Source organism: Pseudomonas sp. GW821-FHT09C08, assembly GCF_059418125.1.
Genome location: NZ_JBWKPG010000006.1, coordinates 407,284 through 421,797, shown reverse-complemented (window position 1 = coordinate 421,797; position 14,514 = coordinate 407,284). Strand labels below are relative to the sequence as shown.

General features: G+C 63.7%; 12 protein-coding genes. 9 read left to right on the top strand and 3 right to left on the bottom strand.

The window, feature by feature from the left end; all coding sequences use genetic code 11:
* Positions 1–811: 811 nt before the first annotated feature.
* Positions 812–2,671, bottom strand: a complete 1,860-nt coding sequence (locus tag AC07OJ_RS22675; protein WP_495095241.1) for a sigma-54-dependent Fis family transcriptional regulator — start codon at positions 2,669–2,671, stop codon at positions 812–814.
* 309 nt (positions 2,672–2,980) lie between these two features.
* Between AC07OJ_RS22675 and AC07OJ_RS22670 the strand changes: the two genes are divergently transcribed.
* Genes AC07OJ_RS22670 through AC07OJ_RS22660 form a run of 3 tightly spaced genes read left to right on the top strand, consistent with a single transcriptional unit; the run spans position 2,981 to position 6,104 of the window.
* On the top strand, positions 2,981–3,958 hold the full coding sequence (locus tag AC07OJ_RS22670; protein ID WP_120448312.1) for a thiamine pyrophosphate-dependent dehydrogenase E1 component subunit alpha: 978 nt from the start codon (positions 2,981–2,983) through the stop codon (positions 3,956–3,958).
* Positions 3,959–3,984: 26 nt separating this feature from the next.
* The gene (locus AC07OJ_RS22665) at positions 3,985–5,004 is read left to right on the top strand and encodes an alpha-ketoacid dehydrogenase subunit beta (protein WP_495095240.1); all 1,020 of its coding nucleotides are present in this window, start codon (positions 3,985–3,987) and stop codon (positions 5,002–5,004) included.
* A complete protein-coding gene (locus AC07OJ_RS22660) occupies positions 5,001–6,104 on the top strand; it encodes an acetoin dehydrogenase dihydrolipoyllysine-residue acetyltransferase subunit (protein WP_495095239.1) in 1,104 nt (367 codons plus the stop codon). The genes AC07OJ_RS22665 and AC07OJ_RS22660 overlap by 4 nt, the downstream gene beginning before the upstream one ends.
* A 114-nt stretch (positions 6,105–6,218) precedes the next feature.
* On the opposite strand, the gene AC07OJ_RS22655 is transcribed toward AC07OJ_RS22660, so the two are convergent.
* Entirely contained in the window at positions 6,219–7,115 is an 897-nt protein-coding gene (locus tag AC07OJ_RS22655; RefSeq protein WP_120448314.1) for a helix-turn-helix domain-containing protein, read from the bottom strand.
* Between the two features lie 139 nt (positions 7,116–7,254).
* On the opposite strand from AC07OJ_RS22655, the gene AC07OJ_RS22650 reads away from it, so the two are divergent.
* Genes AC07OJ_RS22650 through AC07OJ_RS22640 form a run of 3 tightly spaced genes read left to right on the top strand, consistent with a single transcriptional unit; the run spans position 7,255 to position 11,017 of the window.
* Positions 7,255–8,613, top strand: coding sequence for a glutamine synthetase family protein (locus tag AC07OJ_RS22650; RefSeq protein ID WP_495095238.1), 1,359 nt, complete (start codon positions 7,255–7,257; stop codon positions 8,611–8,613).
* A gap of 26 nt (positions 8,614–8,639) precedes the next feature.
* Positions 8,640–9,728: a polyamine ABC transporter substrate-binding protein gene (locus tag AC07OJ_RS22645; RefSeq protein WP_065906256.1), complete on the top strand. Its 1,089-nt coding sequence runs from the start codon at positions 8,640–8,642 to the stop codon at positions 9,726–9,728.
* The gene (locus AC07OJ_RS22640; protein ID WP_495095237.1) at positions 9,725–11,017 is read left to right on the top strand and encodes an NAD(P)/FAD-dependent oxidoreductase; all 1,293 of its coding nucleotides are present in this window, start codon (positions 9,725–9,727) and stop codon (positions 11,015–11,017) included. The genes AC07OJ_RS22645 and AC07OJ_RS22640 overlap by 4 nt, the downstream gene beginning before the upstream one ends.
* Positions 11,018–11,186: 169 nt before the next feature.
* On the opposite strand, the gene AC07OJ_RS22635 is transcribed toward AC07OJ_RS22640, so the two are convergent.
* A complete protein-coding gene (locus AC07OJ_RS22635) occupies positions 11,187–12,083 on the bottom strand; it encodes a LysR substrate-binding domain-containing protein (RefSeq protein WP_065906259.1) in 897 nt (298 codons plus the stop codon).
* A 113-nt stretch (positions 12,084–12,196) separates the two neighbouring features.
* On the opposite strand from AC07OJ_RS22635, the gene AC07OJ_RS22630 reads away from it, so the two are divergent.
* Genes AC07OJ_RS22630 through AC07OJ_RS22620 form a run of 3 tightly spaced genes read left to right on the top strand, consistent with a single transcriptional unit; the run spans position 12,197 to position 14,457 of the window.
* Complete coding sequence (locus tag AC07OJ_RS22630; RefSeq protein ID WP_065906260.1) at positions 12,197–13,201, top strand: aldo/keto reductase; 1,005 nt, start codon at positions 12,197–12,199, stop codon at positions 13,199–13,201.
* A 15-nt stretch (positions 13,202–13,216) separates the two neighbouring features.
* The gene (locus AC07OJ_RS22625) at positions 13,217–14,014 is read left to right on the top strand and encodes an SDR family NAD(P)-dependent oxidoreductase (RefSeq protein ID WP_120448318.1); all 798 of its coding nucleotides are present in this window, start codon (positions 13,217–13,219) and stop codon (positions 14,012–14,014) included.
* 26 nt (positions 14,015–14,040) lie between these two features.
* Positions 14,041–14,457, top strand: a complete 417-nt coding sequence (locus tag AC07OJ_RS22620) for an SRPBCC family protein (RefSeq protein ID WP_065906262.1) — start codon at positions 14,041–14,043, stop codon at positions 14,455–14,457.
* Positions 14,458–14,514 lie beyond the last annotated feature (57 nt).

The following is a 14,514-nucleotide window of genomic DNA, read 5'->3' as shown; positions in this document are numbered from 1 at the left end:
GTGTCAGTCAACCATGATGCAGCTGATCCACCGCCTTCGCGAGCAAGCCCGCTCCCACACTGATTTGTGGCTGGACTGAATCCTATGCCTGGCTCAGTTCCCAGAGTTTTTGGAAGGGCTGGCCTGAATCCTGTGCCTGGCTCAGTTCCCATTGTTTTTGAAAGGGCTGGACTGATTCCGGTGCCTGACACAGTTCCACTGTGGGAGCGGGCTTGCTCGCGAAAGCGGTGTGTCAGTCAACCATGATGCAGCTGACCCACCGCCTTCGCAGGCAAGCCAGCTCCCACACTGATGTGTGGCTGGACTGAATCTTGTGCCTGGCTCAGTTCCCACAGTTTTGGAGGGACTGGACTGAATCTTGTGCCTGGCGCAGTTCCCACAGATTTTGGAGGGGGTAGCCTGATTCCTGTGTCTGACACAGTTCCACTGTGGGAGCGGGCTTGCTCGCGAAAGCGGTGTATCAGTCAACCATGATGCAGCTGACCCACCGCCTTCGCAGGCAAGCCAGCTCCCACACTGATTTGCGGTTGGACTGAATCCTGTGCCTGGCTCAGTTCCCCCAGTTTTTAGAGGGGCTGGACTGAATCTTGTGCCTGGCTCAGTTCCCACAGTTTTGGAGGGACTGGCCTAATTCTTGTGCCTGACACAGTTCCACTGTGGGAGCTGGCTTGCCCGCGAAGGCGCAGTTTCAGTCAACCATGATGCAGCTGATCCACCGCCATCGCAGGCAAGCCAGCTCCCACACTGATTTGTGGCTGGACTGATTCTTGTGCCTGCCACAATTCCACTGTGCGGGCTCGCTCCCACAGGTTCACTGTTTGCCAGGCATATCGATACCCAGTTGGTTGACGCGACGGTACAGCGTCGCCCGTGAGATCCCCAGCGCCTGCGCCGTCGGCGATGGCTTCCAGCGATGCCGGATCAGCGCATCCAGCACCACCTGGCGCTCCGGGCTCAGCTGAACCTGTGCCTGCAGCGCAACCTGTTCCCCACGCACTTCCACCGGCAAATCCGCCAGTTGCAGGATGCCGCCTTCGCACACCGCGCAGGCATACGCCAGCACGTGCCGCAGTTGCCGCACATTGCCCGGCCAGGCGTAGCCCAACAGCACTTCCAGCGCCGCCTGGCTGATGCCAGCCGCGATGCCACTGTGGCGGGCCTCCTGTTCCAGCAGCCGATTGATCAGGGCCAGTTTGTCGGTGCGTTCGCGCAGCGGCGGCAGGCAGAAACGCGCGCAGCCGAGGCGAAAGTACAGGTCTTCGCGAAAGCGTCCTTCACTCACCAGTGCCGCCAGGTCGCGGTGGCTGGCGCAGATCACCTGGATATCCACTGCACGGGTTTTCGCCGCACCCAGCGGCGCCACCTCACCTTCGGCCATCACCCGCAGCAGGCGCGTCTGCAGGGCCAGCGGCATGTCGCCGATTTCATCGAGGAACAGCGTGCCGCCATCGGCCTGCACCAACAGCCCCGGCATGCCCTTGCTGGATGCGCCGGTAAACGCCCCGGCGACATAGCCGAACAGCTCGCTTTCGATCAGGTTTTCCGGGATCGCCGCGCAGTTCACCGCCACGAACGGCCCCTCGCGCCGGGCGCTGCGCTGATGCAATTGGCGCGCGAAGACTTCCTTGCCGGCACCGGTCTCACCTTGCACCAGCACCGGCAGGTTACGGTCCTTGACTCGCACCGCCAGGCGCAGGTGTTCATCCACGCGCGGGTCGACCTGGGTGATCGCGACCGCGCGCGCGGGCGTGCGACGCGGCGTGTTGACGCGCACGTGCAGCACGCCGGGTTCGCCCAGCCATTGCAGGTGCTGGGCCGATTGATCGGTGACTGCGCGCAGGGCATCCAGGTCGAATACCTCGCCGATATGCTCCGGCACCTGGCCAAAGCGCCGACGCAGCGCCAGGCGTGCCTTGCTGTTCAGGGCCTGCAGGCGACCGTCCTGGTCCCAGGCCAGCAGCAGGTCGGGCTGGCTGTCGACATAGCCCGGCGTGCTGTGGGCCTGCAGCACCCAGTGCTGGCGAGCGCTGTGCATGAAGAAGGCGTTTTCGATGGCCTGCGCGCTCTGCGCCACCATCTGCCGCACCAGGTGCTGGCTGCGCCGGTCATCCGGGGACTTGAGCGCCGAGGCATCCAGTACCCCCAGCAGGTTGCCCTGCGGGTCGAACATCGGTGCGGCCGAGCAGGTCAGGTCAATGAAGGCCGCGCGAAAGTGATCGCGCTTGTGCACCGTGACCGGCGCCTTGCTGGTCAGCACCGTGGCCACGCCGCAGGTGCCTTCTTCGGCTTCCGACCAGCACGTGCCCAGGTACAGGCCGGCCTTGCGGCAGTCGCTGCGAATGGCGGTGTCGACGCGGTGGTCGATGGTCTGGCCCTGGGCGTCGGTGAGCATCACGCAGTAGTCGGCGTGGCGCACGCGGTGGTGCAGTTGCCCGACGGCTTCGCCGGCGATGCGCATGAACAGTTCGGCGCGCTCACGGCATTCCTTGAGCAGGGGTTCGCTGAGGATACGTGGCCCCTGCAGGGAGCCGGGGTCCAGGTGATGTTGCTCCATGGAGCGGCGCCAGGAGTCGAAAATCAGCGACGGCACCGGCGCCTGGGGCAGGCGATCGGCATTGCGGACCACGCGACTGACGCAGTCGACGTGCTCTCTGGAGTTCGCGGCGAGCATAAGGCCTCCGGTTCTCGATCTTTGTTGTTATGCCGGCCATTAAGCGCCTATGGGCGCAGGCGGACAAGGGCGGCCTGACCAACAGCCGGGCGTGAGACGCAGCGTCTCACCAGGCCTGAGACGCAGCCTGCAGGCTGCAATGGCGCGTCTCATTCTGCGCAGGCATCGCGCCCCGGTACAACCGCACGGCACTGCTCTGGATCAAGGCTTAGCCAGGTTTTTTCGCGCCTTGGCACAGGCTGTGCTGAACCGCTTGCAGCTGGCCGACGCCAGCCTTTTGTGTGTCGAGACAACCTGGAGAACAACAAGATGTCCACTCACCTGTCCACCGATCAATTGCTGCATGCCTACACCGTGATGCGCACCATCCGTGATTTCGAAGAGCGCTTGCACGTGGAATTCGCCACCGGCGAGATCCCCGGTTTCGTGCACCTGTACGCCGGCCAGGAAGCCAGCGCTGCCGGGGTCATGGCCCACCTCAACGATGAAGATTGCATCGCCTCCAACCACCGTGGCCACGGCCATTGCATCGCCAAGGGCGTGGATGTGTTCGGCATGATGGCCGAGATCTACGGCAAGAAAACCGGCGTGTGCGGCGGCAAGGGCGGCTCCATGCACATCGCCGACCAGGAGAAGGGCATGCTCGGCGCCAACGGCATTGTCGGCGCCGGTGCACCGCTGGCCGCAGGCGCGGCGCTGGCCTCCAAGCTCAAGGGCAGCCAAGGCGTGGCCGTGGCGTTTTTTGGCGATGGTGGCTCCAACGAAGGCGCGGTCTTCGAGGCCATGAACCTGGCCGCGATCATGAAACTGCCGTGCCTGTTCGTCGCCGAGAACAACGGCTATGCCGAGGCCACCGGGTCCGGCTGGTCGGTGGCGTGCAAGGACATTGCCGAGCGCGCCGTGGGCTTTGGCATGCCGGGGGTGATTGTCGATGGCAATGATTTCTTCGCCGTGCATGCGGCGCTTGGCGTCGCGGTGGAGCGGGCACGCAAGGGCGAGGGGCCGACGCTGGTGGAGGTCAAGCTGAGCCGTTTCTACGGCCACTTCGAGGGCGATGCGCAAACCTATCGCGGCCCGGATGAAGTGAAGAACCTGCGCGAATCCCACGATTGCCTGGCGTTGTTCCGCCAGCGGTGCAGCGCCGAAGGCTGGCTCGATGCCGCGCAGTTCGAGCGTATCGACGGCGAGGTCGCACAGTTGATCGAAGACGCCGTGCGCCTGGCCAAGTCCGATCCCAAGCCCCAGGCCGCCGATCTGTTGAGTGACGTGTACGTCGCCTACCGCTAATAACAACAATACTCGGAGAGAATTTCATGGCTCGCAAAATCAGCTATCAGCAGGCAATCAACGAAGCCCTGGCCCAGGAAATGCGCCGCGACCAGAGCGTGTTCATCATCGGCCAGGACGTCTCCGGCGGTACCGGCTCACCGGGCGAGCAGGACGCCTGGGGCGGTGTGCTGGGGGTCACCAAGGGCCTGTACCCCGAATTTCCCGAGCGGGTCCTCGATGCGCCGCTGTCCGAAGTCGGCTACGTGGGCATGGCCGTCGGCGCCGCGACCCGTGGGATGCGCCCGGTGTGCGAGTTGATGTTCGTCGACTTTATCGGCTGCTGCCTCGACCAGTTGCTCAACCAGGCCGCCAAGTTCCGCTACATGTTTGGCGGCAAGACCACCACGCCGCTGGTGGTGCGCGCCATGTACGGCGCCGGCCTGCGCGCTGCGGCCCAGCACTCGCAGATGCTCACCTCGATGTGGACGCACATCCCCGGCCTCAAGGTGGTGTGCCCGGCTACGCCGTATGACGCCAAGGGCATGCTGATCCAGGCTATCCGCGACAACGACCCGGTGATCTTCCTCGAGCACAAACTGCTCTACAGCCTGCAGGGCGAGGTGCCGGAAGAGCTGTACACGGTGCCGTTCGGCGAAGCCAACTTTGTCCGCGAAGGCCGCGACGTGACCCTGGTGACTTACGGGCGCATGGTGCATGTCGCCCTCGAAGCCGCCGCCAACCTGGCCCGCCAGGGGATCGACTGCGAAGTGCTGGACCTGCGCACCACCAGCCCGCTGGACGAAGAAAGCATCCTTGAAAGCGTGGAGAAAACCGGGCGCCTAGTGGTGATCGACGAGTCCAACCCACGTTGCTCCATCGCCACCGACATCAGCGCACTGGTGGCCCAGCAGGGGTTCTCGTTCCTGCGCGCGCCGATCGAGATGGTCACCGCGCCGCACACGCCGGTGCCGTTTTCCGATGCCCTGGAAGACCTGTACATCCCCAACGCGGCGAAGATCGAGGCTGCCGTGCTGAAGATCGCCGACAAGAGGAATGCCGCATGATCCATACCTTGACCATGCCCAAATGGGGCCTGTCGATGACCGAAGGCCGCCTCGATGTCTGGCTCAAACAACCGGGCGACCGGGTGGAGAAGGGCGAGGAGGTGCTGGATGTGGAGACCGACAAAATCTCCAGCAGTGTCGAGGCGCCGTTCAGCGGTGTGCTGCGCCGGGTGCTGGCGCTGAGTGATGAGACCCTGCCGGTGGGCGCGCTGCTGGCGATTGTGGTGGAGGGCGAAGCCACCGAAGAGGAGATCGATGCGGTGGTGGCGCGTTTCAATGCAGGGTTCGTCTCAAGCAACGCCGAAGCCGAAGCGTCGGGACCGAGTGCGCAGAAGGTCGAGGTCGGCGGGCGTTTGCTGCGTTACCTCGACCTGGGTGAAGGCGGCACGCCGCTGGTGCTGGTGCATGGCTTTGGCGGCGACTTGAACAACTGGCTGTTCAACCAACCGGCCTTGGCGGCCGAGCGGCGCGTGATCGCGCTGGATTTGCCGGGGCATGGCGAGTCGGGCAAACACCTGCACAACGGCGATGCCGACGAGTTGAGCCAGGCCGTGCTGGCCTTGCTCGATCACCTCGGGCTCGACCGCGTGCACCTGGCCGGCCACTCCATGGGCGGGCTGGTTGCGCTGACGATTGCCGACCAGGCCCCCGCGCGTGTTGCCTCACTCAGCCTGATCGCCAGCGCCGGCCTGGGGGCGGACATCAACGGCGATTACCTGCAAGGGTTCACCGAAGCCAACAACCGCAACGCGCTCAAGCCGCAGCTGGTGCAACTGTTCAGCGACCCCGCGCTGGTGACGCGACAAATGCTCGAGGACATGCTCAAGTTCAAGCGACTGGAAGGCGTGGACCAGGCCCTGCGGCAACTGAATGCGCAGCTGTTTGATGGGGGGCGGCAGACGCGGGACTTGCGCAGCGTGGTGGGTCGCCAGCCGAGCCTGGTGATCTGGGGCAGTGACGATGCAATCATCCCGGCCAGTCATGCCGAGGGGTTGCAAGCCCAGGTGGAGATTGTGCCGGGGCAGGGGCATATGGTGCAGTTGGAGGCGGCGGAGCAGGTGAATCAGTTGCTGAGTCTGTTCCTCAAATCTCAAGCCTGATAGCAATCAACTGGGGGAGCGGGCTTGCTCGCGAATACGGTGGCTCAGTCAGACATTCATTGCCTGACACAGCGCTTTCGCGAGCAAGCCCACGCCCACAGGGTTAACCGTGTATCAACCATGACGCTTGAGGGTTTCGCTGGGCAGTTCCTTGAACAACGCCCGATAACTGTTGGAAAACCGCCCCAGGTGCCAGAACGACCAGTTCATCGCTACCTCCGCGACGGTGGAACCCGCTGAGCTCAAGAGTTCACGCCGCGCACCATTCAACCGACGCAACCGCAACCACTGCGCCGGACTCATCCCGGTGTAGGTCTTGAAGCCCTGCTGCAACTGACGCAGCGGCACGCCGGCAATCTGGGCCAGCTCCAGCAGGTTGATGGTCTCATCCGGCGCGTCCGCCGCCCACTCGCCAATCCGTGCCATCAACCGGCGTTCTTCGCTGCGCCGCTGCAACGAGCTGCGGTCCAGGCACACGCAGGCGTTGTCGAGAATAAACAGGCAATCGTCGAGCAATTGCTGGGTCAGGGCATCGCGGCTGATCGGGTCGATCACCGTGGCCAGGCGCGTGAGCGTGCCACTGAGCCAGCGGGTGAACAGCGCATTCTGCTGGCAGGTCAGCGGCGCCATGAACAAGCCTTCGAGTTTCGCCACGTCCAGGCCATGGCGCTGCACGAACTGCGGGCCGAACACCACCGCCACTTCACGGTAGTTTTCCGGGGTGATCCAGGTGTTGCGGCTCTCGCCATTGAGCATGTACAGCGCGTTGTCGCTGCCATCGAAACAGAACGCCAGCGAGCCCGGTGGCGCGTTGAAGTGCTGCTCCACGCGGGTGTTCATGCATTCTTCGTAGACCTCGACGCCCTGCAGGTCGAGGTAGCGGATCTGCCCGGCAAAATGCCCCGGGGACATCTGCTGGTACTGCTGCACCCAGCCGGGTGTCGCACTGCATTGAGCGGCCACATCACCGGTGGTGAAGGCCTGTACGCGCAAAGCTGTTGCCTGTGTCATGGGTGATCCGTGCGCACTCTATTGGTGCGTTGTGGTTCGTGCAAAGTGGATAGATGGCCTGTGAAGGCTGGCCCAAGATAGACCTCAATGCGCCAGGAGTACAAGCCGGCGCATGCACCCAACCCATGACGAGGTCCTTATGAACGCCCCCTTCGATCAGCTGTCCGCCTGGCTGAAAGAACACAAGATTACCGAAGTCGAATGCGTGATCAGTGATTTGACTGGCATCGCCCGCGGCAAGATTGCACCCACCAACAAGTTCCTGCATGAGCGAGGCATGCGCCTGCCGGAAAGTGTGTTGCTGCAAACGGTAACCGGGGACTTTGTCGACGACGATATCTACTACGACCTGCTCGACCCGGCCGACATCGACATGATCTGCCGCCCGGTATCCAACGCCACTTACGTGGTGCCCTGGGCCATCGAACCCACCGCGATCGTGATCCACGACACCTTCGACAAGCAGGGCAATCCTATCGAGTTGTCGCCGCGCAACGTGTTGAAAAAGGTCCTGCAGCTCTACACCGACCAGGGCTGGCAGCCGATCGTGGCGCCGGAAATGGAGTTCTACCTGACCCAGCGCTGCGAGGACCCGGACCTGCCATTGAAGACCCCGATTGGCCGTTCCGGTCGCGCCGAAACCGGGCGCCAGTCATTTTCCATCGACGCCGCCAACGAGTTCGACCCGCTGTTCGAAGACGTCTATGACTGGTGCGAAGCCCAGGGCCTGGACCTCGATACGCTGATCCACGAAGACGGCCCGGCGCAGATGGAAATCAACTTTCGCCACGGCGACGCCCTCGACCTCGCCGACCAGATCACCGTATTCAAGCGCACCCTGCGCGAAGCCGCACTCAAGCACAACGTGGCCGCGACCTTCATGGCCAAGCCAGTGGCCGACGAGCCGGGCAGCGCCATGCACCTGCACCAGAGCGTGGTCGACATCACCACCGGCAAGCCGGTGTTTGTCGACGCCGACGGGAGCATGAGCCAGCTGTTCCTGCACCATATCGGCGGCTTGCAGAAATACATCCCCAAGCTGTTGCCGATGTTCGCGCCGAACGTCAATTCGTTCCGCCGCTTCCTGCCGGACACCTCGGCGCCGGTCAATGTGGAGTGGGGTGAAGAGAACCGCACCGTCGGCCTGCGCGTGCCGACCTCGAGCCCCGACGCGATGCGCGTGGAAAACCGCCTGCCGGGCGCCGATGCCAATCCTTACCTGGCGATTGCGGCTAGTCTGCTGTGTGGCTACCTGGGCATGATCGAGCAGATCGAACCCAGTGCGCCGGTCGAAGGCCGTGCCTATGAGCGCCGCAACCTGCGCTTGCCGTTCACCCTCGAAGACGCCCTGGCGCGCATGGAGGATTGCGACACGGTCAAGCAGTACCTGGGCGAAAAGTTTGTGCGCGGCTACGTCGCGGTCAAGCGCGCCGAGCACGAGAATTTCAAGCGGGTGATCAGTTCCTGGGAACGTGAGTTTCTGTTGCTGAGCGTCTAAAAAAAATCCAAAAAAGGGGTGTCGATATGCGTCTCGTGAAAAAGCTTCTCCCGCTGGCCCTGGTGGCCGCGTTCAGCAGTGCCAGCCAGGCCGCGCCGACAGTGAGCGTCTACAACTGGACCGACTACATCGGCGAGACCACCTTGGCCGATTTCCAGGCCAAGACCGGGATCAAGGTGATCTACGACGTGTTCGACTCCAACGAAACCCTGGAGGGCAAGTTGCTCGCGGGGCGCACCGGCTATGACGTGGTGGTGCCGTCCAACCACTTCCTGGCACGCCAGGTGAAGGCCGGCGCGTTCCTCAAGCTCGACCGTGCGCAGCTGCCCAACTTCAAGAACCTCGACCCCAAGCTGCTCAAGCTGCTGGAGAAAAACGACCCGGGCAATGCGCACTCGGTGCCGTACCTGTGGGGCACCAATGGCATTGGCTACAACGTCGACAAGGTCAAGCAAGTGCTGGGCATCGACCATATCGATTCGTGGGCGGTGCTGTTCGAGCCAGAGAACATCAAGAAGCTCAACCAGTGCGGCGTGGCGTTCCTCGACTCGGCAGATGAGCTTTTCCCGGCGATCCTCAACTACATGGGCAAGGACCCACGCAGCGAGAATCCCAAGGACTATCAGGAAGCCGAAGCCAAGCTGCTGACGCTGCGTCCCTACATCACCTACTTCCATTCCTCCAAGTACATCTCGGATCTGGCCAACGGCGATATTTGCGTGGCCTTCGGTTACTCCGGCGACGTCTTCCAGGCCGCCAACCGCGCCAAGGAAGCCAAGAACGGCGTGAACATTGCCTACTCGATTCCCAAGGAAGGTTCCAACCTGTGGTTCGACCTGCTGGCGATTCCTGCCGATGCCAGCAACCCGAAGGAAGCCCACGCCTTCATCAACTATCTGCTCGACCCTGAAGTGATCGCCAAGGTCAGTGCCTCGGTCGGCTATGCCAACGCCAACCCCGCGGCCAAGGCGTTCATGGACCCGGAACTGGTGAACAACCCTGAGGTGTACCCGTCTCAGGAAGTGCTCGACAAACTCTACATTTCCACCACGCCGACCCCGGCGACCATGCGCCTGATGACCCGCGCCTGGAGCAAAGTGAAGACCAATAAATGATCCCATCCAGTGACCACGCCCATTCCTACTACCGCGCCTCGGCCAACGCCATGCCGGCGCGCCCGTCGCTGGACGCCGACCTGACGGCCGATGTGTGTGTGATCGGCGGCGGTTTCACCGGCGTCAACACCGCCATCGAGTTGGCCCAGCGCGGGCTCTCGGTGATCCTGCTGGAGGCCCGGCGCATTGGCTGGGGCGCCAGCGGGCGTAACGGCGGGCAGTTGATTCGCGGGATTGGTCATGACGTCTCGGGGTTCGCCAAGTACGTGGGCGAGGAGGGCGTGCGTTACCTGGAGCGCGCGGGCATCGAGTCGGTGGCGTTGGTGGGCGAGCGGATTCGCGCGCACGGCATCGACTGCGACCTGCGCTGGGGCTTTTGTGAGTTGGCGAATACGCCGGCACAGTTCGCCGCGTTCAAGGGCGAGCAGGCGCACCTGGCAGCGCTGGGATATACCCATGAAACGCGCCTGGTCGACCCTGGGGATATGCAGCAAGTGGTCGGCTCAACGCTGTATGCCGGGGGCCTGGTGGACATGGGCTCCGGGCATTTGCACCCGTTGAACCTGGTGCTGGGCGAGGCGCATGTGGCCGAGTCCCTCGGCGTGCGGATTTTCGAGCACACTGAAGTGCTGGAACTGCTCCACGGCGACACGGTGCAGGTGCGCTGTGCCGGTGGCACCGTGCGCGCCGCCAACCTGGTGCTGGCGTGCAATGCGCACCTGGACGAATTGGAGCCGCGCCTGAGCGGCAAGGTGCTGCCGGCGGGCAGCTACATCATCGCCACCGAGCCGTTGTCGGAGGACATGGCCAACCAGTTGATCCCGCAGAACCTGGCGCTGTGCGACCAGAAAGTCGGCCTGGATTACTACCGGTTGTCCGCCGACCGCCGCCTGCTGTTCGGCGGCGCCTGTCACTACTCCGGACGTGATCCAGCGGACATCGCCGCCTATATGCAGCCGAAAATGCTCAAGGTATTCCCGCAACTGGCCAACACGGCCATCGAGTTCCAGTGGGGCGGCAAGATCGGCATCACGGCCAATCGTTTTCCCCAGGTCGGGCGCTTGCAGCAGTACCCGAATGTGTTCTATGCCCAGGGCTATTCCGGGCATGGGCTCAACGTCACTCACTGGTGCGCACGGCTGCTGGCCGAAGGTATCCACGCCGGCCACAGCAAGGGGCTGGATATCTTCAGCCAGGTGCCGCACATGACCTTCCCCGGCGGCAAGGCCTTGCGTTCGCCACTGCTGGCGTTGGGGATGCTGTGGTATCGCCTGAAGGAATGGGTCTAGCCGACGCCGCCCTCCAAATGTGGGAGCGGGCTTGCTCGCGAATACGGTCTGTCAGTCACCGGATGTATTGGCTGGACCAACGCCTTCGCGAGCAAGCCCGCTCCCACATTTTGGATGTATGCAGGGCTCAGGATTGGCGTCGTGGCTGAAGGTGTTGACGGTTGGAGTCCTATTCGCCCGTGGGTTCGGTGAGTACCTTGCGGAACGTTTCCACCAGCGGGCGCAGGTTGATCCGGTGCCACGCCGCCCACAGTGGCGTGGTGTAGGTCAGCCAGGGCAGTTCGCGCAGCACCACGCCCGGCGGTGCATTGCGGCTCAGGCCTTTTTGCACCATCGCCACCCCCAACCCGGAGGCGACCAGGCCCAAGGCGGTGAACGGCTCGCTGGCTTCCATGGGAATCTGCGGGGTGAAACCGGCGCGGATGCAGGCGGCGACAAAGTCATCGGCGGGGTTGGCGCCGGGTTTGCGCTGCACGCCAATCCACTCCTGATCGGCCAGGTGCTCGGGCAGCAGTTCAGTCTGCCTGGCCAGCGGGTGATGCTCGGGCAGGGCCAGCAGCATCGGGTCGTCCAGCACTTGCAGGGCGGTCAGGTCCGGGTCATCGGCGGCCGGTGGTTCCGCCACCAGGGCGATGTCCAGGCTGCGCTGGCGCAGGCCTTCGAGTTGTTCGAGGGAGGGCAGGTTGTACAGCTTGATGTGCACGGTGGGCCGGTCGTCGCGCAGGATGCGCAAGGCATTCGGCAGCACGCCGGCGTGCATGGCGTTCTCGATGTAGCCGATGCACAGGCCACCTTCTTCACCACGGCCGAGGCGCTTGCCCAGGGATTCGAGGCGATTGGCGTGGGTCAGCAGGGCCTTGGTCTCGGCGAGGAAAGTCTGCCCGTCGCGGGTCAGGCGGATGCGTTGCTGGCTGCGTTCGAACAGGGTCAGGCCCAGGCGTTCTTCGAGCTGGGCAATCTGCCGGCTCAACGGCGACTGCGAGATATGCAGGCGCTCGGCGGCGCGGCCAACGTGTTCTTCTTCAGCGACCACTTCGAAGTAGCGCAACTGGCGTAGATCAATCATGTAAGACCTCTTGGGACTCAAGTTGGTCGCAGTATGTCTTGGACGGTCCGATCTAGGCAATCTACGATCTGCTCAACGGTCACAGCGACCCTGAACCCGATTGAGGATCCACCATGAGCTTGAAAGACAAATTGCCCGGCCAACTGGGCTTTGGCACGGCCCCGCTGGGCAACATGTTCCGCGCCATTCCTGAGGAAGAAGCCCAGGCCACCGTCGAGGCCGCCTGGAACCAGGGCGTGCGCTACTTCGATACCGCGCCGTTCTACGGTTCGGGCCTGTCGGAAATCCGCCTCGGCCAGGCCCTGTCGCAATACCGTCGCGACGACTTCGTGCTCAGCACCAAGGTCGGCCGCCTGATCCTCGACGAAGTCGAAGAAAGCGCGCGTGATCTCGGTGAAAAAAGCGGCGTGTTCGAACACGGCCGCCCGAACAAGATGGTCAACGACTACAGCGCCGATGCCACCTTGCGCTCCATCGAAGACAGCCTGAACCGCCTGCAGACCGATCGCTTGGATATTGTCTGGATTCACGACATCGCCCAGGACTTCTACGGCGACCAGTGGCTGGACTACTTCAACCAGGCCCGTACCGGCGCCTTCAAGGTGCTGACCCGCCTGCGTGAAGAGGGCGTGATCAAGGCCTGGGGCCTGGGCGTGAATCGCGTCGAGCCCTGCGAGCTGACCCTGGACCTTGCCGAAGCCCAACCCGACGGTTTCCTGCTGGCCGGCCGCTACACCTTGCTGGACCACGACCGCGCCCTGCAGCGCTTGATGGACGCCGCCCTGGCGCAGCAGGTCGAAATCGTCGTCGGTGGCCCGTACAGCTCGGGGATCCTCGCCGGGGGCGCGCACTTCGAATACCAGCCGGCCAGCCCGGCGATCATCCACAAGGTCGAGCAGATCAAGGCGATTGCCCAGGCCTTTGGCGTGAGCGTGAAGGCGGCGGCGCTGCAGTTCTCCCTGGCGCATCCTGCCGTGGCGGCGGTCATTCCGGGTGCCAGTCGTCCGGGGCGGATTGCCGAAGACGTCGCGGCGTTGTCAGAGAAGATTCCGGCAGCCTTCTGGCAGGCCCTGCGCGATGCCCACTTGGTCTCGGACCGCGCACCACTGCCGCTCTAATACGAGGATTCAAGCATGAAGATTGATGTAAGCGGCAAAGTTGCCATCGTCAGCGGCAGCACGGCAGGCATCGGCCTGGGTATCAGCCAGGCCCTGGCAGCGTCCGGCGCCACCGTGGTGGTGATCGGGCGCGAAGCGGGCAAGGTCGATGACGCACTGGCGAGCATTCGCCAGGCGGTGCCCGGCGCCAACCTGCGCGGGCTGGTGGCGGACCTGGGCACCGCTGAGGGCGCCGACACACTGTTCGCCGCCGAACCGCGTGCCGACATCCTGGTCAACAACCTGGGCATCTTCAACGATGTGGATTTCTTCGAAGCGCCGGACAGCGAATGGACACGCTTCTACGAGGTCAACGTGATCTCCGGTGTGCGCCTGGCGCGCCACTACGTGCCGGGCATGGTCGAGCAGGGCTGGGGGCGGGTGATTTTCCTGTCCTCGGAATCCGGGGTGGCAACGCCGGCGGACATGATCAACTACGGCGTGACCAAGAGCGCCAACCTGGCCGTGTCCCACGGCTTGGCCAAGCGCCTGGCCGGCACTGGGGTGACCGTCAACGCGGTGCTGCCGGGCCCGACTTTCACCGACGGCCTGGAGCAGATGCTCAAGGACGCCACCGCGAAGTCCGGGCGCAGCGCACGGGACGAGGCCGATGTGTTTGTGCGAAACGCGCGACCCACTTCGATCATCCAGCGCGCAGCGAATGTGGATGAAGTGGCGAACCTGGTGGCGTACATTGCTTCACCCCTGTCCTCCGCGACCACCGGTGCCGCGTTGCGGGTCGATGGTGGTGTCGTCGACAGCATGGCGATCTGAATTTTCTACCTTCTGGAGTATTTATCGTGGCAACAGCGTCTTCTGTGATTGAAATTCCGGTGTCGGCCGATCAGGTCTGGCAATTGGTGGGCGGCTTCAACAGCCTGCCGGACTGGCTGCCGTTCATCGTCAAGAGCGAGCCCAGCGATGGCGGCCGCGTGCGGCACCTGCAGACTGCCGACGGCGGCGTGGTGGTCGAGCGCCTGCAGGCCTTCGATAACGTCGGGCGCACTTACAGCTACACCATTGAGCAATCGCCGTTTCCGGTGAGTGCTTACCTGGCGACCTTGCAGGTCGAGGCGCTCGGCGAATCGTCGGCGAAAGTGACCTGGTCCGGCGTGTTCACGCCGGCGGCGGGGACCACGGACGCGGCGGTGGAAGAGCTGTTTGCCGGGGTGTACAGCGGCGGGCTTGAAGCGCTGCGGGCCAATTTCCCGGCCTGACTCGATCAGCCAGGCAACACCATTCCAATGTGGGAGCGGGCTTGCTCGCGAATGCGG

Bases quoted from the DNA above. Each gene is read 5' to 3' on its own strand.
- AC07OJ_RS22665 (WP_495095240.1), top strand. From the start codon at position 3,985: ATGGCTCGCAAAATCAGCTATCAGCAGGCAATCAACGAAGCCCTGGCC.
- AC07OJ_RS22670 (WP_120448312.1), top strand. From the start codon at position 2,981: ATGTCCACTCACCTGTCCACCGATCAATTGCTGCATGCCTACACCGTG.
- AC07OJ_RS22625 (WP_120448318.1), top strand. From the start codon at position 13,217: ATGAAGATTGATGTAAGCGGCAAAGTTGCCATCGTCAGCGGCAGCACG.
- AC07OJ_RS22645 (WP_065906256.1), top strand. From the start codon at position 8,640: ATGCGTCTCGTGAAAAAGCTTCTCCCGCTGGCCCTGGTGGCCGCGTTC.
- AC07OJ_RS22640 (WP_495095237.1), top strand. From the start codon at position 9,725: ATGATCCCATCCAGTGACCACGCCCATTCCTACTACCGCGCCTCGGCC.
- AC07OJ_RS22660 (WP_495095239.1), top strand. From the start codon at position 5,001: ATGATCCATACCTTGACCATGCCCAAATGGGGCCTGTCGATGACCGAA.
- AC07OJ_RS22655 (WP_120448314.1), bottom strand. From the start codon at position 7,115: ATGACACAGGCAACAGCTTTGCGCGTACAGGCCTTCACCACCGGTGAT.
- AC07OJ_RS22635 (WP_065906259.1), bottom strand. From the start codon at position 12,083: ATGATTGATCTACGCCAGTTGCGCTACTTCGAAGTGGTCGCTGAAGAA.
- AC07OJ_RS22675 (WP_495095241.1), bottom strand. From the start codon at position 2,671: ATGCTCGCCGCGAACTCCAGAGAGCACGTCGACTGCGTCAGTCGCGTG.
- AC07OJ_RS22650 (WP_495095238.1), top strand. From the start codon at position 7,255: ATGAACGCCCCCTTCGATCAGCTGTCCGCCTGGCTGAAAGAACACAAG.
- AC07OJ_RS22630 (WP_065906260.1), top strand. From the start codon at position 12,197: ATGAGCTTGAAAGACAAATTGCCCGGCCAACTGGGCTTTGGCACGGCC.